This is a genomic window from Streptomyces sp. NPDC058401 (assembly GCF_042722885.1).
Taxonomy (GTDB): Bacteria; Actinomycetota; Actinomycetes; order Streptomycetales; family Streptomycetaceae; genus Streptomyces.
In genome coordinates this window covers 1-21400 of record NZ_JBHXKA010000002.1, presented here as the reverse complement: position 1 = coordinate 21400, position 21400 = coordinate 1, and the positions used below count along the sequence as shown (strand labels likewise).

The window sequence follows — 21400 nt, the reverse complement described above, 5'->3', positions numbered from 1 at the left end:
GGGCGGCCCCACCCGGGGGGGTGGTTTGGGGGGCCGGGGGTTGCGGGGGGTCGGGGGGGGGGGGGGGCGGGGGGCCCCCCCCGCCCGGTGGACATCAGCCCGCGGTGGCGGGCGCCGCGGCCGGGGCCTGCCGGATCAGGGCCTGCCGGATCAGGGCGTGCGGAGGGGCCGGCACCAGATAGAAGTGGTCACCCGGCATCTCGTGCTCCCGCAGGCCGCCCCGGGTCAGCTCGGCCCACGGGCGCAGGTCGGCGTCCGCGTCGGCATCCCCGTTGACCGTGGTCACCGGGCACCGCACCGAGAGGTCCGGACGGGGGACGTACGTGCGGAACGCGCGTCCGTCCGCGCGCACATAGGGCAGGACCAGTTCCTGGAACTCCGGGTCGGCGGCCAGCTCGGGATCCGTACCGCCGAGCGTGAGCAGGTGCTCGATGACGGCGGCGTCGTCCGTGTCCTCGTCATCGGTGTCCGAGCCGTCCCCGGACGGCGGGTACGGTGCGTTGCGCGAGCCCGACGCGAACAGCCGGACCGGGTCGATGCCCCGGGCCTCCAGTGCCGCGGCGGTCTCCAGCGCGACGGGCGCGCCCATGCTGTGCCCGAACAGGGCCACGGGCCGGTCGGCCAGCTCCGCGACCGCGTCGGCGATCTCGTGCGCGAGCTGCCGCAGGTCGGTCGACGGCGGCTCGGCGATCCGCTCGGCGCGCCCCGGATAGCACACCGCGTGCACCTCGATGCCGGGCAGGGCCGCGCCCCAGTCGCGGAAGAACGCCGCGGAACCTCCGGCGTGCGGGAAGCAGACGAGCCGGACCCGTGCGTCGGGATCGGGAGCCGCGCACCGCAACAGGCGGGAGGAGGCGGAGGCGGAACCGGGGGAGGGCACGGGGGAGGACGCGAGGGAGGCGGGGGAAGTGGCGGTGGTCATGACGCTTCGGCCTCCGTCTTCTCCGCGGTCAGGCGGCTCGCCCGCAGGGCGCGGGCCCGGCGGGCGGCGTCCTGCCGCGCCCGGGCGTCCCGAGCGCCGTCCGCCGGCTGGTCCGCGCCGTCGCGCAGCAGCGCGGTCTGCGCCTCCACGGTGGTGTGCTGGAACAGGGCGACCAGCGGCGGCCGTTGCCCGGTGTGCCGTTCGAGCGCCTCGCGGAGCTGGTACATGGCGAGTGAATGTCCGCCGAGATCGAAGAAGTTGACGTCGCCGGGCACGTGCGTGGTCTTGAGCACCTCGGCCCAGGCGGCGGACACCTGCGCGGGCAGATCGCCGGTGGCCGCCCGGGGCGCCTGGCCGACTGCGACCTCGACCCGCACGGCCGCCGGCTCTTCCGCAGCGCGCCGGCTCAGCGCGGTCCGGTCCGTCTTGCCGTTGACCGTGCGCGGGAACCGGTCGAGCACCACGATGCGCGCGGGCACCATGGCACCCGGCAGCCGCATCGCCAACTGCTGCTTGAGGAAGGCCGGGTCGACGGGAGCTGCCGCACTGGCAGGCTCCGCCGGGTCCGTCCGCTCCGTCGGGTCCGCCGCGAGGACGAAGCCCACCAGCGAGCCGCCCGTGCCGTCCACCACGACGGTCGCCTCCCGGACCCCCGGCAGTTCGGACAAGTGCGCCTCGACGGCGCCCAGTTCCACTCGGTGCCCGCGGATCTTGACCTGGTGGTCGCGGCGGCCGAGGAACGCCAGTGTGCCGTCGGCGAGTTCGCGTACCAGGTCGCCCGTGCGGTACATGCGCGCGGTGGGGGAGTCGGTGAACGGGTCCGGGGTGAAGGCCTTCGCGGTGGCCTCCGGCCTGCCGTGGTACCCGCGGGCCACGCCCGCACCGCCGATGTGCAGCTCGCCCTCGCCGCCCGGGGGGACCGGGCGCAGCGCCTCGTCGAGCACGTAGAGCCGGGCTCCGGGAACCGGACGGCCGATCGTGACCGGTCCGGGGGCTTCGAAGCGGTGGTAACTGGCCCAGACGGTCGCCTCGGTGGGCCCGTACTCGTTGACCAGCGCGGTGTCGCCCGCGCGCTGGGCGAAGTGCCGGGTGACCAGCTCGGGCGGCAGCGGTTCGCCCGCCACGATCACGGTCTCCAGGGAGCGCAGCCGCTCCCCGCCCAGTCGGCGGGCGGCGTCGAGGAGCACGCCGTAGAGGGAGGGCACGCACAGCAGGTGGGTGACCGCGTGCCGCTCGGCCAGCTCGACCAGGCGCTCGGGATCCCGTACCTCGTCGGGGGAGGCGACGATCAGGCATCCGCCGGCCGTGAGCGTGCCCCACAGCCCCGCCACGGAGGAGTCGAAGGCCAGCGGCGAGACGAGGAGGAAGACGGGCTCGCCGGGATAGACGAGGCGGCGGGCCGCGGTGGAAGCGGCCAGCTGGCCGTGTTCGACGACGACTCCTTTCGGCTCGCCGGTGCTGCCGGAGGTGTAGATGAGGTACGCGGGATCGCCCTCGCACACCGTGACGGCGGGCGGCCCCGGGGTTCCGCCGACCGCCTCACCCCGGGGCCCGGCCCCAGCCCCGTTCTCCGTGTCCCGCCCGGTCGCCGCCGTCGCCACGGCCTCCGCGGAGATTACCGGCACGCCGGTCCCTGCCAGGCGGTCGCCGCCGTTGCCGGTGACCACCACGGCGCTCACCCCTGCGTCGGCGAGTACGCCGCCGATCCGCCGGTCGGGATGGGAGGGGTCCACGGGCACGTAGGCGGCGCCGCTGCGCACGATGCCGAGGACCGCCGCGACCATCGCGGTGGAGGGCTCGGCGAGCACCCCGACCCGGTCGCCCCGCCCGATGCCCCGGGCGGCGAGCCCGGCGGCTATCCGGCCGGCCCACGCGTCGAGTTCGCCGTAGCCGATGCTGCTCGCGCCGCTGCGCACGGCCGTGCGGGAGGGGACGGTCCGCGCGAACCGGCCCACGAGTTCATGGACCGGGGGCGGCGCTTCGCCCCCGGCCGGAGGTGGGGGCGCCGTGGGCACGGCGGCCGACGTCTCGTACCGCGTCAGCGGTGCCATGGTGACTCCTTCGCTGGTCCGTGGAGCTGCATGGCAATTGATATTGCCAGACGTGTCACGAAGGTGGCAATGTTTTGTCAAACCCGGGTGGTGGATCCCGGCCCGGGCAACTCCAACGAAGGGCAACAGCCATGACGGAGACTCTGCTCCCGCAGACCGGCGTGACCGTCACGCCACTGACCACGAACACCGGCGCCGAGATCGGCGGCGTGGACGCGAGCGGCCCGCTCGACGACACGGCCGTCGCCGCGATCCGCGCGGCGCTCCTCAAGCACAAGGTGATCTTCCTGCGCGACCAGGACCTCGACTACGAGGCCCAGGCGGCCTTCGCGCAGCGCTTCGGCACCCTGACCCTCGGACACCCCATCTACGAGGCACCCGAAGGCCGCCCGAACCTGCGGGAGATGGACTCCAAGCAGGGAACCCGCGCCAACCACTGGCACACCGACCTCACCTTCATCGAGCGCCCGCCGGCCTTCGCGTTCCTGCACAGCAAGGTGATCCCCCCGGTGGGCGGGGACACCGTCTGGGCCAACGCCGCGAGCGCGTACCGGAGCATGCCGCCGGAGCTGCGCGACTTCGCCGACCGGCTGCGGATCGTGCACAGCAACGACTGCGACTTCACCGACGACACCGTCATCGAGCGCGGCCACTACATCTCGACCGCGTTCGAGGCCGAGCACCCCGCGGTGCGCGTCCACCCCGAGACCGGCGAACGGTCCCTGTTGCTCGGGGGCTTCGCCCGCCGGGTCGTGGGCTACGGACCCGAGGCCTCGCGCGACATCATCCGGATGCTCCAGGGCTACCTCGTCCGGCCCGAGCACAACGTCCGCTGGCAGTGGAGGGTCGGCGACATCGCGATCTGGGACAACCAGTCCACGGCGCACTACGCGATCTACGACTACGGCAACCAGTACCGGCGCGGGGAGCGCCTCACCGTCGTCGCACCCATCCCCGTCGGGGTCGACGGCCGACCCAGCGAGGCCCTGCGCGGCGACACCACCTCGTACAGCGCGGGCCGTGACTGACCCCCGGAGTTCCGGGCCCGCGCCGGTGCCCGGACAGACGAAACAAACAGCTCCGTACGGCAGTTGGGACTCCCCGATCACCGCGGCCGTCGCCGCGGCGGGCGAGGCGCGCATCGAATGGGCCGCCCTCGTGGGCCAGGAGGTGTGGTGGACCGAGCTGCGCCCCGGCGACTCCGGTCGCAGCGTCCTCGTACGCCGCACCCCCGAGGGGGCCGTCGAGGAGGTGCTCGGCCCCGACTGGGACGTGCGCACCCGGGTCATCGAGTACGGCGGCCGGCCCTGGCTCCCGCTCGGGGAAGGCCCGGAAGAGGGCTGCGTCTTCACCCACTGGGCCGACCAGCGGGTGTACCGGATGAGGCCCGGCAGCGCTCCGGAGCCGATCAGCCCGGTGCCCGCGGTGCCCCAGGGAGCCCGCTACTGCGACTTCACCCGGGTCGGCGACGAGGTCTGGTGCCTGCGCGAGGAGGAGATCGGCGACCATCCGGCCGACGTACGCAGGGAGTTGGTCGCGCTTCCGCTCGACGCGTCGGCCGGCCGGGACCCGGAAGCCGTACGGGTGCTCGCCGCCAGCCACCACTTCATGACCGGCCCCAAGGTGTCGCCCGACGGCACGCAGGTGTGCTGGCTCGGCTGGGACCATCCGGACATGCCCTGGGACGGGACCACTGTGATGTGCGCCCCGACGGGACCGGACGGGGTGCTCGGCGCGGCCGAGGCCGTGGCCGGCGGACCGGGCCACTCGGTGAGCCAGGCCGAATGGGACCCGGACCGGCCCGGCGTGCTCTACCTGCTGAGCGACCTGGACGGCTGGTGGAACCTCTACGAACTCGCCCCGGGCGGCACGAGCCGCGCCCTGTGTCCGCGCGCGGAGGAGTTCGGCGACGCCCTGTGGCGCATCGGGGCCCAGTGGTTCTTCCCGCTCGGCGGGGGCCGCATCCTCGTCACCCACGGCACGGGCGGCCGTCGGCTCGCGGTGCTGGAACAAGACGGCGTGCTACGGGACTTCGACGGCGCGGAGCAGTACACCGAGTGGGCGGTCCTGGCCGCCGACGGCCGCGGACTGGTGGCGAGCGCCGCCGGTCCGCGCCGGCCGCGCACCCTGCTCCTGATCGATCCGGACGCCGACGAACCGGTGGCCGGGGCCCAGGTGCTGCGCGCTCCCGACACGGCGTACGCGGACCACCTGCCGCCGGGCCACCACGCCGTGTTCCGGGGGGAGGACGGCGAGGAGGTGCACGCCTTCGTGTACCCGCCGTACCACCCCGGTCGCACGGCACCGCAGGGTGAGCTCCCGCCGTTCCTGGTCCAGGCGCACGGCGGACCGACCACCCGCAGCCAGTTGGTGGCCGACCTGTCCGTCGCCTACTTCACCAGCCGCGGGATCGGCGTGGTCGACGTGCAGTACGGCGGCTCCACCGGCTTCGGCCGGCACTACCGCGACCGGCTGCGCGGCCAGTGGGGCGTGGTCGACGTACGCGACTGCGCGACCGCCGCCCGGGGGCTGGTGGCCCAGGGCCTGGCCGATCCCCGCCGCCTCGGCATCCGGGGCGGCAGCGCCGGCGGCTGGACGGCGGCGGCCTCCCTCGCCACCGAACCCGATCTGTACGGCGCCGCGGGCATCTACTACCCGCTCCTCGATCCGGAGAGCTGGAGCGAAGGCGGTACGCACGACTTCGAGTCCCGCTACCTGGAGAGCCTGGTCGGCCCCTGGCCGCAGGCCGCGGCACGGTACGCCGAGGTGTCCCCGCTGCGCGGGGCCCACCGCATCCGGGCGCCGTTCGTCCTCCTTCAGGGCCTCGACGACCCCATCTGCCTGCCCTCCCTGGCCGAAGCCTTCCTGGAACGGATCGGGGACGGCGGGGTCCCGCACGCCTACCTCACCTTCCCGGGCGAGCAGCACGGCTTCCGCCGGGCGGACACGGTCATCGCCTGCCTGCACGCCGAACTCTCCCTCTACGCCCAGGTATTCGGATTCGAAGCACCCGGCGTGCCCCGGACCGGGCTGACGGCCGCCCTCGGCACGGAACAGGCGGCCTAGCCCGCACAGAGCCGGCCGCACGGCACCGGCCGCACAGAGCAGGCCGCACAGAGCAGGCCGCACAGAACGGCAGCCGCCCCCGGACACCCGTCCGGGGGCGGCTGCCGTTCCGCGCCGCGGCGGCCGGCTCAGCCGGCCGCGGCAGCGGGCGCCGGTACGGGGTCCAGGAGGCCGCGTACGAGCTCGATCTGCCCGCCCAGCGTCCTGCCGAGCAGCAGCCCGCGGATCGGCACCTTGACGCCCAGCTCCGCGTGCAGCTTGCGGGCGAGGCGGGTGACCAGCAGGGAGTCGCCGCCGAGCAGGAAGAAGTCCGCCTCGTCGGTCAGCTCCTCGTGGCCGAGCAGCTCGTGCCAGAGCCGGGGCAGGAGCACGCCCGGGTCGGCGGCCGGGGCCGCGGCCCCGGGCGGGAGCGACCCGGCCTCCGCACCGGCCCCGGGCTGCCCGGGAGCGGTGGCGTGAGCGGAAATCCCGGCGCCACCCGGCAGGGCGGCCGCCTCCGGTGCGGTGCGGCGCGGCCCGGCGCAGGGATAGCCGGGCAGCCGGACCGGCTCGCCCGTGGCGCACAGGGCGCCGAGCGCGACCGGCTGGCCCAGGGTCCACAGCGTGCCCAGCGCCGTCAGCACCTCGCGGGCGGTGCCCGGTACGGCGCCCCCCGCGGTGAGGGGCACCGCGGTGAGGTCCGCGGCGTCCGCCATGGCCGACAGCGCCCGGCCCGGCCCGACCTCCAGGACGACCGCCCCGGGCAGGTGAGAGGCGAGCGCGTCGAGTGCCCGGGCGAACCGCACGGTGTCGCGGGCCCGTTCGGCGAAGCCGTACGGGTCGACGGGCTCGCCGGGGAGCACGAGCCGGCCGCTCGTCGTGGCCCACGGCAGTACGGGCGGCCGTACGGCGATCCGCGACAGCTCCTCGCCGAGCGGCGCCACGGCCGGTTCGATGAGCGCGGAGTGGAAGGCGTGGCTGGTACGCAGCCGCCGTGCGTGGACCCGGCCCGCCAGCCAGGACTCGAAGGCCGCGACGGCCCCCTCGGAGCCCGCGACCACGCTGGCCGCGGGCGAGTTGAAGGCGGCCGCCTCCACGGCCAGGCCCGAGGCGCCGATGAGCGCGCGGGTCTCGCTCTCGCCGCAGCCCAGGGCGAGCATGGCGCCGGGTACGCAGTCCTGCATCAACCGGCCGCGCAGGGCCACCAGACGGGCCGCGGCGGCCGGTTCGAACACCCCGGCCACGCAGGCCGCGGTGATCTCGCCCAGGCTGTGCCCGACCACCGCGGCCGGCACCACGCCGAGCCCGCGCAGCGCGGTGGCGGCCGCGAACTCCACGGCGAACAGGGCGGGTTGGGCCAGGGCCGTCCGGGCCAGCTCGGCCTCGGGGAAGTCCGGGTCGTACAGGGCGCTGCCCAGGACCTGGGCGAGCTCCGGCTCGAAGGAGGCGAGGCAGTCCGCGAGGGCCGCCGGGAAACCGGGCAGGGCTTCGGCGAACGGCCGTGCCATCCCGGGCCGTTGGGTTCCCTGCCCGGGGAACGCGAAGACCAGCGGGGCGGGCCCGTGCACGGGACGGCTGCCGCGCACCACACCGGTGCCACGGGCGAGGCGTTCGGCGACCTCCGCCGGGCTGCGGCCCGTCACCGCGAGCCGCTCGCCGAGTGCGGCCCGTCCGGTGGCGAGCGTCCGGGCCACGTCGGCCGTGTGCGGCGCGTGCGCGGCCAGATGGCGCCCGAGCCGTTCGGCGGAGCGGTCCAGTGCCGCGGCGTCGGCCGCGGACAGCACGATGAGGTGCTCCGCCGCCGGTGTGCTCACCTCCTGCGGCCGGGGGGCGCGCACGGGCGGGGCCTCTACGAGGACGTGCACATTGGTGCCGCCGACACCGAAGGAGCTGACCCCGGCCCGGCGCGGCTCGGGGCCCGTCCACGGGACGGCCCGCGTCGGGACGTGCAGCGGCGAACCGTCGCTCTCCAGCAGCGGGTTGAGCCGGGTGAATCCGGCCAGGGGTGGCACGATGCCGTCCCGGACCACCAGCAGGGCCTTGATGAGCCCGGCGAGCCCCGCGGCATTGTCGAGGTGGCCGGTGTTCGCCTTGAGGGCCCCCACCGCGATCTGGCCCGGGTGCGCGCCGGCCTCGCGGAACGCGGTCGAGGCCGCGGACCACTCGATGGGGTCGCCGATGGCGGTGCCCGTGCCGTGCGTCTCCAGGTACCCGATGCTCGCGCCGTCCACGTCGGCGGCGTCCAGCGCGGCCCGGATCGCGGCCTGCTGGCCGGCGGCGGAAGGGGCGTAGTAACCGGCCTTCGCCGCACCGTCGTTGTTGATCCCGGTGCCGAGGACCACCCCGTAGGGTTCGGGGCCCTCCGCGAGCGCGTCCTCCAGCCGGCGCAGGACGACACAGCCCACGCCGGACCCGGCCACGACCCCGTCCGCGTGCTCGTCGAAGGGCCGGCAGTGGCCCGAGGCGGAGTGGATGCCGCCGGACACGCGCAGGTGGCCGGCCTGCGGGTAGGCCATGCCCGACGCGACCACCAGCGCCTGGTCGCACTCGCCGCTCAGCAGGCCCTGGACGGCCAGGTGGAGGGCGGTCAGGGAGGAGGAGCAGGCCGTCTGCACGGCGAGCGCGGGCCCGGTCAGGTTCAGCTTGTAGGCGATGAGGCTCGCCAGGAAGTCCGGGGCGGCGCCGTGCAGGGCGTCCTCGATCGTCATGGCGTCCAGCAGACCGCCCGCGATCATGCGGTGGAGGTAGCCGCTGGCGCTCGCGGACGCGTACACGCCCGTCCTGGTACGGGAGCCCAGCGGATCCACGGCCGCGTCCTCGAGCGCGGTCCACGCGCACTCCAGCATCAGCCGCAACTGGGGGTCCATCATCTCCGCCTCGCGCGGACTGATCCGGAACAGGGCGTTCTCGAAGCGGTCGGCATCGTCGAGGTGCCCGTGCACGGGAACGAAGTCCGGATCGTCCACGAGATGCCCGGGCACGCCGGCGCCGACGAGCCGCTGCCTGTCGTACCGCGTGGTCAGTACCCGGCCCGCCTTGAGGGCCTCCCACCATCCGGCCAGGTCGGCCGAGCCGGGGAACCGGCCGGAGACGCCGGTCACGGCGATGTCGAGGGAACGGTCGCGCGCCATGTCCTCACCTTTGCTCGATCCATGAGCGCCCTCCCGGGCGGGAGGGCGGCGGGCCGGGCGGCGCCTCGGGGAGACGATCGGAAACCGGCCTGCCCCATGAGGTTGCCAGAACTGGCAATTTGATGGCAATGTCATTGACAATATGGCAGAGGTGGAGGGCGTCGCACCCTGGTCGGTCAGACCCTGGTCTTCGCCCCGTAGTTGTCGGAGCTGACGGCAACCCACGGCAACCCGAGGGGAGAGATCGAGCATGCGACCAGATCCGCAGTGGACCGAAGGTCCCCCGAACTCCGCGCCCGGCGGCGGACTGCACGAGGCGTTCGCCCGCCGGGCCCGCGCCCGTCCCGGTGCCACCGCCCTCGTCGAGGGCGAGCGCGTGACCACCTACGCGGAACTGGACGCCGCCTCGGACGCCTGGGCCGCACGACTGGCCGGCGCCGGCGCCGGCCGCGGCGACGTCGTCCCGATCCTGCTGCCCCGCAGCACCGAACTGGTCACCGCGCTCCTCGCGGTGCTCAAGACGGGCGCCGCGTACTGCCTGCTGCCCCCGGACTGGCCCGACCGCCGCCTCGCGGACGTGCTCGAACAGCTGGACCCGCCCCTGCTGATCGCCCCCGCCGGGTCTCCCACCCCCGTGTTTCCCGCCGCCGCGTCAACCACCCCCGCGTCAACCACCGCCGCGTCAACCACCCCCGCGTCTCCCACCCCCGCGGCCCCCCTCGCCGTATGGTCGCCGCCCGCCGGCCCCGTGGAGCCCGCCCCCGGCTTCGTGCCCGTCCCGGTCGACGCCTCGGACCCCTGCTGCGTCTTCTTCACCTCGGGAACGACCGGCCGCCCCAAGGGAGTCCTCACCCCACACCGGGCGACCGCGCGCCTCTTCCAGCCGAACTCCTTCGCCCGGTTCGGCGCCGACACCGTGATGCCGCTGGCCGCCGCGACCCCGTGGGACGCCTTCTCCCTCGAACTCTGGTCGGTCCTGCTCAACGGCGGCACCTCCCTGGTCGTGACGGACCCCTACCTGTCGGCGGCCGGGCTCGCCGACGCCGTCACCCGGCACGGCGCGGACACCGTCTGGCTCACCAGCAGCCTCTTCAACATGATCGTGGACGAGGCCCCCGACAGCTTCCGCGGACTGCGACAGGTGGCCATCGGCGGCGAGCGCCTCTCGCCCGGCCACGTCCGCCGCTTCCTGCGCCGCCACCCCGCCGTCCTGCTCCTCAACGGCTACGGGCCGGTGGAGAGCACCGTCTTCGCCACCACCCACCGCATCACCGAAGCCGACTGCGACGCGCCCGGCGGCATCCCCCTCGGCCGGCCGGTCCCCGGCACGCAGGTGTGGGTCCTCGACGGCAGCCGGCCGTGCGAGGTGGGGGAGACCGGCGAGATCTGCCTCGCCGGCGACGGCCTCGCCCTGGAGTACCTGCGCGATCCCGGGCTCACCGCCGCCAGGTTCGACCACGTGAGCCCCGACGGCCGCACGGTGCGCGTCTACCGCACCGGCGACCTCGGACACTGGGACCGGGACGGCCTGCTCCGCTACGCCGGCCGGGCCGACCGGCAGCTGAAGATCCGCGGCCATCGCGTCGAACCCGCCGAAGTCGAACGCCAGGTGGAGCAACTGCTTCCCAGCGTGCGCCACTGCCGGGTCCTGGCCCGCGGCGACGCCGCCGACGGCACCCTCGAACTCCTCGCGTTCTGCGTGCCCGTGCGCTCCGGCGACCCGCTGGACGGCGCCCGGAGCGTGCTGGACCGGTCCCTCGTCCCCTATCAGCGCCCCGCCGCGGTCGTGCCCGTGGACGCCCTGCCGGTGACCGCCCGCGGCAAGCTGGACGAGCGGGCACTCCTGGCCCTCGTACCGCGGTCCGAGCCCCACGCCCCTGAACTGCCCGCGGCGGAGGAGATCCGCCCCGGCGCCGTCGCGGACCCCTCGGTACGCGCCGTCGCGGAGGCCTTCGCCGCCGTGCTCGGCCGTGACGCGGTCGGCATCGATGTGCCGTTCGTCCAGCTCGGCGGCACCTCGCTCGGCGCCGGACGGCTGTGCGCCCGGCTCGCCACCCGGCTCGGCCGGCCCGTCCCGCTCGCCTGGCTGTACGAGCACCCCACGGTCACCGGCCTCGCCGCACGACTCGCCGCCGAGGCCCCGCCGTCCGCCGAGGGTAGCGTCCCGGCCGAGGACACCGCCCCGGCCGAGGTGCCGCCGACGCCCGTGCAACTGGTCCAGCTCACCCGCCAACTGCTCGACCCCGAGGACCGCACCGGTCACTGCCTGCTCACCTGGGTGGTGGAGGGAGACCTAGACCTCGCCGCCCTGGAGTCCGCCGTGGCCGCGGTCCACCAGCGGCACGAGGCCCTGCGCGCCGCGTACGTGCTCGACCCCCGCCCGGCGGTGCGCCCCGTGGACGTCCCCGCGCCGCCCCTCGACGTCCTGCCCCCGGCGGACGACGTGGACGAGGGGCTGGAAGCCGTGGGCACCCACCTCGGGGAGGAACTCTTCCCGGACCTCGCCGAGGTGTGGCGCACCGCCGTCGTCCCCGTCCGCGGCGCCCCCGGGCGGACGGCGGTCTTCGGCTGCGTCGTGCACCACGTCGCCTTCGACGGCTGGTCGGAACGGGTCCTCGCCGACGACCTCGCCACCGCCTACCGGGCCGCCCAGCGCCCCTTCCACCGCTGGTCGCAGCAGGTGCTGGCCAGCGACCTGGCCACCGGCCACCGGCCCGGCCTCACCGCTGCCGCGGCGGCGCTCGGGCCCCGGCCGTCGCTCGCGGCGATCCACCGCCTGCGGCTCGCCCGGCGGCGGCAGGCCCGCCCCGAGGAGCAGTTCGCCCGGCTGCGCGAGGAGCTCGCCGGCCTGCCGCCCCTGCGCTGGCCTACGGGTCCGGCGAGGCCGGCGGGGCCCGGCGGACCGGCCCCGCGCGAGCGGGCGGCGCCGGGCCGGATCGAAGCGGAGGTGCCCGCCGCGGTACTCGCCCGCATCGATGCCGCCGCCGCGGACGCCGGGGTCACCCGGTTCGTCGTCCTGTTCCACCAGTGGGCCGCGAGCCTCGCCGAGGTCACGGGAGAGCGGGACTTCGCCGTGGGCGTCCCCCTCGCCCAACGCGCCGGAGCCGAACTGGAGCACGCCATCGGCTGCCACATCGGCATGCTCTGCCTGCGGATGCGCGGCGCCGCCCTGGAGGACACGGCGGCCGCCCTCGCGGACACCGGCCGGATCGTCGCACGGGCCTTCACCACCCAGGACGTTCCGTTCCCCGAAGCGGTGTCCCTCGTCGACCCGCCCGGCGACGGGCGCCCGCCGCTGTACCAGACCCTCTTCGCCTGCCAGGACAACGCGGAGCCGCTGCTCGACCTCCCGGGCGCCCGCACCAGGTTCGTACGCCGCCCCTACCTCGACCTTCCCCTCGAACTGCACGCCGAACTGTGGCCCGCACCGGACCGCGGGCTGCGCCTGGAGGTCGCCTTCCGGCCGGACGCCGTGGCGGAGAGCACCGCCCGCGACCTCGCCAAGCTCTTCACGGAACGCGTGCACACCATCGCCGCAGGAGCCCCCTCATGACCACCACCGCCCTGTCGCCCGCCGTCCTCACCGACCCCACAGAGCCCACCGACCCCGCCCGACTCACCGCCCCCGACCGCCTCACCGCTCCCGACCGCCTCACGGACCCCGCCCGGCTCACCGACCCCGAACTGCACGCCACCGGCGACCCGCACGGCCTGTGGGCGTGGATGCGCACCCACGCCCCCGTCCACCGGCATCCCGCCACCGACCTGCCCGCCTTCTGGTCCCTGACCCGGCACGAGGACATCCGCGAGGTCTACCGGGACGCCGCGGCCTTCAGCTCCCGCCACGGCGTCCTGCTGCGAAAGGCCGCTCTCGGCGACGACCCGGGCGGCGGTCTGACCCTCGCCCTGACGGACGCGCCCCGGCACAAACAGCTGCGCTCCCTGATGGCGGACTGGTTCAACACCCGCGCCGTACGGGGCCTCGAAGGCCCCGTACGCGCGGCCACCCGCACCGTGCTCGGGCGGGCCCTGGAGCAGGGGACCTGCGATGTCGTCCACGACATCGCAGGGCGGCTGTCCCTCTCGGTCATCTGTCACATCCTCGGCGTGCCCGAACGGGACCACGAGGCCCTGTACCGGTGGACCAACGAGGCCTTCGAGGCCCACACCTCGCTGGTCGCCCACCCCCGGATCGTGGAGTACTTCGAAGAACTGCTGCTCCAGCGCATGGAACGGCCCACCGGCGACCTGCTCAGCGCCCTGGTCAACGGCACCGTCGACGGCGAGCTCCTCACCGAGGAGGAGGTCGTCCTCAACTGCGAGAACCTGATCGGCGCCACCGAGAACGGACGCCTCGCGCTCATCGGCGGCGTCCAGGCCTTCCTGGAGCACCCGGACCAGTGGCAGCGCCTCTCGGAAGACCGCGGACTGATGCCCGGGGCGATCGAGGAGGTCCTGCGCTGGACCTCCAGCGCCACGCACAGCATGCGCGTAGCCACCCGGCCGTACGAGATCCGTGGACGCCAACTGGCCGCGGGGGACCGGGTGGTGCTGTGGCTGCCCTCCGCCAACCGCGACGAGGAGGTCTTCGCGGACCCGTACCGGTTCGACATCACCCGCAGCCCCAACCGGCACATCGCCCTGGCCGCGGGCGAGCACTTCTGCATCGGCTCCACCCTCGCCCGGGCCGAGATGCGCGTCCTGTTCTCCGAACTGCTCGACGGCGTACGCGGCATCGAACAGGCCGGCCCCGTACGGCGCTTGCACTCCATCCACGTCAACGGCGCCGAGAGCCTCCCCGTACGCCTCACCCCCGCGTGACGCTCCCCGCGCCACCGCACACCGCAACCGTCCACACCCCGACCGCCCCTACCGAAACCGCACAGAGGAGTCGCCCACCATGGCGGACACCATCACGACAGCAGCGCTCAGCCACGTCTACGACCCGCCCGGGGTCGCCCCCAGCTCCGGCTACACCCACGTGGTGACGGGAACCGGACGCCTGGCCGCGATAGCCGGCCAGATGCCCTTCGACGCCTCCGGCCGGCTGGTCGGGGCGGGCGACCCCACCGCGCAGGCACGGCAGGTCTTCCGGAACATGGAGGGCTGCCTCACCGCCGTCGGCGCCACCTTCGCCGAGGTTATGAAGCTCACCTACTACGTCACCGACATCGCGCACGTGCCGCTGATCCTCGCCGCCCGCGACGAGTTCATCGACACCGGCCGGCCGCCCGCCAGCACGGTCGTCCAGGTCGTCGCCCTGTACCGCCCCGACCTGCTGATGGAGATCGACGCCCTCGCCCTGCTGAGCCCCGAGCGAGGAACCCCGTGAGCGTCGACCCCGCGCACCGAAGGCAGCAGGGCAGGCAGGCCCCGCCTCCCCCCTTCGACGCCGAACTGGCCGGCCCGCTGGACAAGATCCTCGCCGACCTGCCGATGCCGCTGACCCCCGCACTCGTCCCCGACCGCCGCCGCCGCTCCCTGGCCGGCCGTCTGACCGACGAACAGATCCGGCGGGGCGGGACCTTCGAGACCGAGGAGCGGACCGTCCCCGGCCCGCCCGGCGCCCCGCCGGTGACCCTGACCATCTGCCGCCCCACGGCGGCCACCGGCCCGGTCCCCGTCGTCTACCACACGCACGGCGGCGGCATGGTGGCCGGCAGCCACCGCAGCACCGAGCTGGCCGGGGAACTGGACCGAGCCCAGGAACTGGACCTGGCGGTGGTCTCCGTCGACTACCGGCTGGCCCCGGAGCACCCCGACCCCGCACCCGTGGAGGACTGCTACGCCGGCCTGTGCTGGCTCGCCGAGCACGCCGCCGACGAGGGCTTCGACCCGCGGCGGATCGTCCTCAGCGGCAACAGTGCGGGCGGCGCGCTCGCCGCGGGACTCGCCCTGCTGACCAGGGACCGGTCGGGGCCGCGGCCGGCCGGCCAGCTGCTGCAGTTCCCCATGCTCGACGACCGCTGCGACACCTTCTCCGCCGGACAGATGGAACAGGTCGGCCTGTGGGACGGACTGTCCAACCGGGCCGGCTGGCAGGCCCTGCTGGGCGACCGGCGCGCCACCCCGGACGTCTCGCCCTACGCCGCTCCGGCGCGCGCCGCCGACGTGGCGGGCCTGGCCCCCGCCTTCATCGAGGCCGGGTCGGTGGAGGCCCTGCGCGACGACGCCCTCGCGTACGCCGCCCGGATCTGGGAAGCGGGCGGGGAGGCCGAACTCCACGTCTGGTCGGGGGCGTTCCACAGCTTCGACGAGTGGGTGCCCGACGCGGTCGTCTCCCGGGCGGCCCACCACGCGCGGGTGGCCTGGCTGCGGCGGATCCTGGACCGCTGAGCACCGGCAGCACCGGAAGAAGCCCTACGGCTCCCCGCGGATCAGGACCACGCGGGGAGCCGTAGGGCTTCGGTACTTCGCTACTTCCGTGCTTCGGCGGTCGGGCCGACCGGGTATCAGACCGTCCGTTCCGGCTTCTCCAGCGCCTCGGCCAGGATCCGCCAGATCTCCGCGGCCAGGTCCAGGTTCGCATCCCGGTGGGCCTCCTCGCCGAGCTTCTTGAGCTGCGCCAGGCCCTGTTCCCGGTGTCCCTCCTCGACCAGCAGCAGGCTCTCCAGTGTCCGCAGCCGGACCCGGTCGCGGTAGCTGAGGGCGAGGCGGTCGGTTTCCAGCCGGTCCAGGGCGGTCCGGGCGTCCGCGAGACGCCCGTCCTCGAAGGCGAGGCGCGCCTGCAGCGTGAGCAGTTCCTGCTGCTGCAAGGGCGTGCCGACGAGGGAGAGGGCCTTCTCCGCCTCCGCGAGGCAGCGGCGCGCCTCCTCGGTCAGCGCGGGCCGGGCGTGGACGTACAGGGAGGCCGCGGCCAGCCGCAGCCTGGCCCACAGGACGGGATCGACGCGGCTGTCCAGCGAGTCCATGGCCTGCCGCAGGAAGTCGCGGGCCTCGTCGTCGTCGCCTTGGCGGGACCGGACGGTGGCGGCGGACCAGAGGGCCTCGGCCCGCAGCGCGTCCGAGCGGTCCGCCACCATGGCGACCAGCTCGTCCACGTGGGCACGGGCGTCCGGCAGCCGGCCGGCCTCGGCCTCGACCGAGACCAGGGTCAGCAGCGCCTTGCCGGTGTCGGAGACGGCCAGGCCGGCCTCCTTCGCCACCTGGTGGGCGGAGACGGCCAGTTCGAGCGCTTCGGGGACCTGGCCGGACGAGCGCAGGCAGCGGGCCAGCGCGGTCCTCGAACGGCACTGCAGGGCGGCGAGTTCGAGCCCGTCCGCGATCCTGGTGGCCTCCTCCAGGGCGGCCCGCTCCTCCGCGCGCTCCCCCCTGCGGTGCCGGAACCGGGCGATCAGCCACAGGGCCTGCCAGCGCAGCAGCGGGTCCTCGTTGCGGGAGGCGGCCAGTTCGGCGGTGAGGGCTTCGGCGCCGTCGTCGCCGTCCGTGGAGGCCGCGACGCTCACCGCCTCGCTGAGGGAGCCGCTGCTGTGGGGGGCGAAGAACGCCGAGCGGTCGACTCCCAGCCGCTCCGCGAGGTAGCCGATGACGCGCTCGGTGGGCTGCCGGGCACCGGACTCCAGGCGTGACAGGTAGCCCGTGGAGATCTCCTCGCCGGCCAGCGCCGCCTGGGAGAGTCCGTGCTTCTGCCTCAACGCCTTGAGGCGGACGCCGAAGGACGTCTCAAGTGGCATGTCGTCCCCACATTCAGTGCTCAGGTGCGCAGTGCCCCCGTTGCAGGCACACAGTTTGACTTATGTGCCTTCATCCTAACCCATTGTGACCAAACGCGATATGTGCCCGAGGTCACCACCTCGCCAGTCTCTTGTCACTATTGCCAAACCTGTTGGCAACTTCGGGAAACATCCTTGTCAAAGGTTAGCCAGTGGTCCTAGATTGGCGTGCATCAGCCGGGCACCGAGTGCCTGTTTCAGCTGGTACGTCAGTTCTGCAGCGTTCCCTCCCGGATTCCCGTCTGAATCGTCTGTATGGAGTAGTCATGCGCATGCACTTCGCCGCCACCGCCCTCGCCGTATCGGCCCTGGGTGCCGCCCTGTTCGGCCTGAGCGACATCGAGTGGCCGACCGAGCCCGCCCGGCCGAACGTCGTCGCGCTCGCCCCGGCCGCCGTGCCCGGGCAGATCGCCGCCGGCACGGACGAGATCGAGTGGCCGTAGGCGCGGTGGTCCGGTTCAGGAAGGCCGACGGCCGGCACCCTCTCGCGAGGTGTGCCCCCCCTCGGCCGTAGTCCTGAAGGTGACCGGCGTTTTGCCCACACCACAAGCACGGCCCAAGGCCAGGCCAAGGGCAAGGCCAAGGGCAAGGCCAGGTCGACGGCTAGGCCAAGGGCGAGGTCAAGGCCGGACGCGGAGCGTCAGCCCTTCCCGACCGCGCCCGCGGCCGTCCGTACGGTGCCCGCCGCGCTCTCGGCGACCTCGATCCGGAACCGCCCGCCGATGTCCGCGACCCGCTCGTGCACCTGGGCCTCGGTGGCCGCCCGCAGCAGTACGACGCCCGCGTAGACGGACGAGTCGACCGGGCCGTCCAGTCTGTCCCCGACCTTGGTTCCGACCTTCGCGTACACGGCGCCGGGGGCGGCGAGCAGCTCCTCCGCGGGGGTGACCGCGGTGACCGTGCCCACCGGCCGCGGGAGCATGTACTGGATCATGTGGTCGGTGCGAGGCAGCGTGTCGACGTACACCGGCTCGCCCAGGGACGTGGACAGGAAGGTGTTCCACAGGTCCACGCCGTACTGGTGCAGCACCTGGTCGGCGATCCCGCCGCCGCCCGGCCGGCAGGCCACCTCGCCGACCAGATGGCCGTGCGGGGTCTTGAAGACCTCCAGATGGGTCACGCCGTCGGTGAGCCCGAGCGCCGCGACGACCCGCTCGTGCAGCGCGGTGACGGCCAGGGTGTCCGGGTGCTCGTCGGGCAGCGTGTACGAGCCGATGACGCCGCCCACGCTGCGCAGGACCGGCTCGAAGTAGCGGGACACCGGCGCGAACCGGACCAGGCCGTCCCGCACCACCCCGTCGCAGTGGAACTCGGCCTCGATGTCGACGAGTTCCTCGGCCATCAGCGGGTACGGCGCGGTCCGGATCGGCTCCGTGGAGTCCTCGTGGGCCAGGAGCCGCAGATGGTCGGCGTCGTGCACGGGCAGGACGTACTCGGAGCCGCCGCCGCACGACCGCTTCACCACGAGCGGCCAGCCGATCTCCTCCGCGGCGGCCTGCGCGCCGGCGAACCGGTCGATGAGGCGGAACCGGGCCACCGGCACCCCGGCCGCGGAAAGCCGCTGCTTCATCACGTACTTGTTGGAGAAGGCGTTGGCGACCTCGTACCCGGACCCGGGGAGCCCGAAGTAGGAGCGGACGTACCCGCCGGCCTGGATGCTCCACTCCGAGGGGGACACCACGTACTGGAACGGATTGCGTTCCCGTATGCGCAGTGCCGCCAGCCGCACCTGGGTCAGGTCCTCGATGGTGTCCACCACTTCGACGTCCGCGCCGTCGGCGTAGTAGCCCGCGTACTCGGGCATCGTGATGATCGAAAGGCGTATGTCCTCCCGGTTCTGGAGCATCCGGGCGGCGATCTCACGGCTGGAGTTGATCAGCAGTACGTTCTTCATCGCGCGCGACCTCTCGCTGTGGTGGGTGCGGCCCCGATGCCGGAGCGACGGATCCCGCATGTTGCCATATATTTCCAAGAGCTGGCAATATCAAGCACCCTGTTGACCCATGCCGCCCTGACTGTCGGCATCGTGTGATAGACAGAGCGTGTGCGGCCGATCGCTGCGGGATGTCCGTCTGCCCAACGGGGCGGGGCTTTTTGAGCCATTCGACCAGTGGCTCGGTGAGTGTCGATGTGCAACGGGGTAAGCCCGGCGTAGGGTTACCCAATATTGACAGTCTTGCCTACAACGGGCATAATGCCCATCCCTCCTGAGGGTTGAGGTCTCTCCGAGCGTCAACCCACGCCTTCCGAGGTGCAGATGCTGGAACAGCCTCATTTCGGGCAACGCCTCCGCGCGCTCCGCGTGGGTCGCGGACTGTCCCAGGCGGCGCTTGCCGGGGACGCCATGTCGACCGGCTACTTGTCCCGCCTGGAGTCCGGCGCCCGGCCGCCGACCGCCAAGAGCGTGGACTATCTGGCCGAGCGGCTCGATGTCCCCGTGTCCGCCTTTGCGCGCGAGAAGGGCCCCGTACTGGGCCAAGTCCTGGCCTCCGCCACCTCGGTGGCCGACGAACTGGACGAGGTCCTGGCCGACCCCCTCGCCGAGGCCCTGCGGGCCGACGACGGAAAGGATCCGGCCCTGCGCTGGCAGGCGCTGTGGCTGCTCGCCCGCATGCGGGGCAGGCAGGGGAGGTGTACGGAGGAGTACGAGCTCACCGCCGAACTGCACAGGCTCGCAGACGATTTGGGCGTGGTGGAGCTGCGCGTCCGCGCGTACACCCAGCACTCCCGCTGCGCGCGTTCCATCGGGCGGATCGCCGAGGCGTGCGAGTACGCCGCGGGAGCCGTCGACGCCGCCGCGGGGCTCACGCTGACCGACCGGGCCGGCGCCCTGCACGCCCTGGTGTCGGCGGAGGCGGAGGCGGGCCGGCTCGCCGAGGCCGAGGCGCACGCCCGGGAGCTGTGCGCGCTCACCGGGCCCGTCGGAGGCTCCACCCACACCAGGGCCCTGTGGGCCGCGGCGACCGTCGGGATCCGCCGGGGTGCGTACCAGGAGGCGAACGACCTGCTGGAACGCGCGCTGGAGGGTCTGGACAGCCACGAGGATCCGGGGCTCTGGCTGCGGCTGCGGCTCGCCGCGGCCTCGCTGTTACTGCAGATCGTCCCGCCGCAGACGGCGAAGGCCCGGGCCACCCTGGAGCAGGTGGGCCCGGCGCTGGACCTCGTGGGAACCGAAGTGCGCCGCCAGGAGGCGTTGTTGCTGCACGCCCAGCTCGCCTGCGCCGAGGGCGATCTGGCCAGAGCGCGCGAACTGTGCGACCAGGCGGAGGCGTTGGAGCTGCGGCTCTCCTTCCGCGACCGGATCCGGCTCCAGGTGCTGAGCGGAAGGCTGGACGTACTGGCCGGCCGGACGGCCCTGGGCATCCAGCGGCTGAGCGACCTCGCGCGGCAGGCCGTGGAGGCGCACAATGTCGAACTCGCCGCGGAGACGTGGCGCACCCTCGCGGAGGCGCTGGCGGAGGGGCGCGGGGGGCAGGGCTGACCGGATTCGCCCTCCGGACACGAGTATTCCCGGACAGGAACCAGGAGGTCGGCCGAACGCGGCCGGTAGCGTATGACAATGGAATCAGTGCAGGTCAGGCCGGCGCGAGAGGAAGACCTCCGGTCGGCGGAGCGAGCCTCGGCGGTGTTGTTCCTCGAGGCCGACCAGAGCAGCCGACGCGTCAGTGAACCGGAGATCCAGCCCCGCTCGGACGCCGGATCGAAGCAGTGGATCGAGCGGATGCGGTTCTACCTGGAGACCGATCCCGCGGGCTGCTGGGTCGCGGTCGACGAGGACGGCGACCGCGGCGACGGCGACCGCGAGGGCGGCGACGGCGGCGAGGTCGTCGGGTTCGCCATGTCCCAGAACCGCGGAGGGGTGTGGTATCTCGCCACCTACGGCGTGCTGACCCGATACCAGGGCCGGGGCATCGGCCGGAGGCTGATGGACGCCGCGCTGGCGCACGCCGACGGCCGGCCGGGACTGTTCTCCTCCTCGGTGCACCCGGGGGCGACCCGCCGCTACCGCAAGGCGGGCTTACTGCTCTACCCGCAGATGCGGATGGTCGGCACGGTCGACCGGTCCACGCTGCCCGCGATCAGCGGGCTCCGGGAGGGCCGGGCCGAGGACCTCGAATGGATGGACCGGCTCGACGAGGAGGTCCGCGGGGCCGGTCACGGCCCCGACCACGTGTACATGCTCGACCGGCTCCGGCTCGTCGTGTCCGAGGACCTGCGCCGGCCGGGGTACGCGTACATCGACGACGAGGAGAACCGGGCCGTGCTCCTCGCTGCGGCGGAGCCGGACACCGCTCAGGACCTGCTGTGGGAGGCCCTCGCCGCATCCCGGGGCGAGACGCTCGTCAACTGCATCACCACCGCCAACCACTGGGCCGTCGACGTCGGTCTCGCGGCGCGGCTGGACATCGGCCAGGAGGGCTATCTCGCCCTCCGGGACATGGCCGAACCCGCTCCCTATCTCGCCAGCGGCCACTTCCTCTGATGTTTCCGGCCGTTCCGGCCGACGAGCTCCCGGCGGCGCGCGTGACCCATCGCGGT

The 21400-nt window shown here is 73.9% G+C and carries 14 protein-coding genes; 9 read left to right on the top strand and 5 right to left on the bottom strand.

The window, feature by feature from the left end; translation table 11 throughout:
* Positions 1-94: 94 nt before the first annotated feature.
* A complete protein-coding gene (locus ACFWNV_RS00995; protein WP_383938455.1) occupies positions 95-922 on the bottom strand; it encodes a thioesterase II family protein in 828 nt (275 codons plus the stop codon).
* Complete coding sequence (locus tag ACFWNV_RS00990; RefSeq protein ID WP_383938452.1) at positions 919-2973, bottom strand: non-ribosomal peptide synthetase; 2055 nt, start codon at positions 2971-2973, stop codon at positions 919-921. Before ACFWNV_RS00990 ends, ACFWNV_RS00995 begins: the two co-directional genes overlap by 4 nt.
* 131 nt (positions 2974-3104) lie before the next feature.
* Here ACFWNV_RS00990 and ACFWNV_RS00985 point away from each other — a divergent pair, with 131 nt between their 5' ends.
* Together ACFWNV_RS00985 and ACFWNV_RS00980 are read left to right on the top strand one after the other, a co-directional pair.
* A complete protein-coding gene (locus ACFWNV_RS00985; protein ID WP_383938448.1) occupies positions 3105-4001 on the top strand; it encodes a TauD/TfdA dioxygenase family protein in 897 nt (298 codons plus the stop codon).
* Complete coding sequence (locus ACFWNV_RS00980) at positions 3994-6039, top strand: prolyl oligopeptidase family serine peptidase (RefSeq protein WP_383938445.1); 2046 nt, start codon at positions 3994-3996, stop codon at positions 6037-6039. Before ACFWNV_RS00985 ends, ACFWNV_RS00980 begins: the two co-directional genes overlap by 8 nt.
* A 128-nt stretch (positions 6040-6167) precedes the next feature.
* On the opposite strand, the gene ACFWNV_RS00975 is transcribed toward ACFWNV_RS00980, so the two are convergent.
* Positions 6168-9149, bottom strand: a complete 2982-nt coding sequence (locus ACFWNV_RS00975) for a type I polyketide synthase (RefSeq protein WP_383938442.1) — start codon at positions 9147-9149, stop codon at positions 6168-6170.
* A gap of 250 nt (positions 9150-9399) precedes the next feature.
* Here ACFWNV_RS00975 and ACFWNV_RS00970 point away from each other — a divergent pair, with 250 nt between their 5' ends.
* From ACFWNV_RS00970 to ACFWNV_RS00955, 4 genes are all read left to right on the top strand, one after another.
* Complete coding sequence (locus tag ACFWNV_RS00970) at positions 9400-12702, top strand: amino acid adenylation domain-containing protein (RefSeq protein ID WP_383938439.1); 3303 nt, start codon at positions 9400-9402, stop codon at positions 12700-12702.
* Positions 12699-13970, top strand: a complete 1272-nt coding sequence (locus tag ACFWNV_RS00965) for a cytochrome P450 (RefSeq protein WP_383938436.1) — start codon at positions 12699-12701, stop codon at positions 13968-13970. Before ACFWNV_RS00970 ends, ACFWNV_RS00965 begins: the two co-directional genes overlap by 4 nt.
* 79 nt (positions 13971-14049) lie before the next feature.
* The gene (locus ACFWNV_RS00960) at positions 14050-14481 is read left to right on the top strand and encodes a RidA family protein (protein ID WP_383938433.1); all 432 of its coding nucleotides are present in this window, start codon (positions 14050-14052) and stop codon (positions 14479-14481) included.
* Positions 14478-15485 carry an alpha/beta hydrolase gene (locus ACFWNV_RS00955; RefSeq protein ID WP_383938430.1) on the top strand — a complete coding sequence of 336 codons (1008 nt, stop codon included), beginning with the start codon at positions 14478-14480 and terminating at the stop codon, positions 15483-15485. The genes ACFWNV_RS00960 and ACFWNV_RS00955 overlap by 4 nt, the downstream gene beginning before the upstream one ends.
* 116 nt (positions 15486-15601) lie before the next feature.
* Here ACFWNV_RS00955 and ACFWNV_RS00950 read toward each other — a convergent pair whose 3' ends face one another.
* Positions 15602-16822 (bottom strand): helix-turn-helix domain-containing protein, encoded by a 1221-nt coding sequence (locus tag ACFWNV_RS00950; RefSeq protein WP_383938426.1) that lies wholly within the window; start codon positions 16820-16822, stop codon positions 15602-15604.
* A 305-nt stretch (positions 16823-17127) separates the two neighbouring features.
* Here ACFWNV_RS00950 and ACFWNV_RS00945 point away from each other — a divergent pair, with 305 nt between their 5' ends.
* A complete protein-coding gene (locus tag ACFWNV_RS00945; RefSeq protein WP_383938423.1) occupies positions 17128-17304 on the top strand; it encodes a hypothetical protein in 177 nt (58 codons plus the stop codon).
* 197 nt (positions 17305-17501) lie between these two features.
* Here ACFWNV_RS00945 and ACFWNV_RS00940 read toward each other — a convergent pair whose 3' ends face one another.
* Entirely contained in the window at positions 17502-18755 is a 1254-nt protein-coding gene (locus ACFWNV_RS00940) for an ATP-grasp domain-containing protein (protein WP_383938420.1), read from the bottom strand.
* 363 nt (positions 18756-19118) lie between these two features.
* Here ACFWNV_RS00940 and ACFWNV_RS00935 point away from each other — a divergent pair, with 363 nt between their 5' ends.
* Positions 19119-20342: a helix-turn-helix domain-containing protein gene (locus ACFWNV_RS00935; RefSeq protein WP_383938417.1), complete on the top strand. Its 1224-nt coding sequence runs from the start codon at positions 19119-19121 to the stop codon at positions 20340-20342.
* Positions 20343-20486: 144 nt separating this feature from the next.
* A complete protein-coding gene (locus tag ACFWNV_RS00930; RefSeq protein WP_383938413.1) occupies positions 20487-21344 on the top strand; it encodes a GNAT family N-acetyltransferase in 858 nt (285 codons plus the stop codon).
* Positions 21345-21400 lie beyond the last annotated feature (56 nt).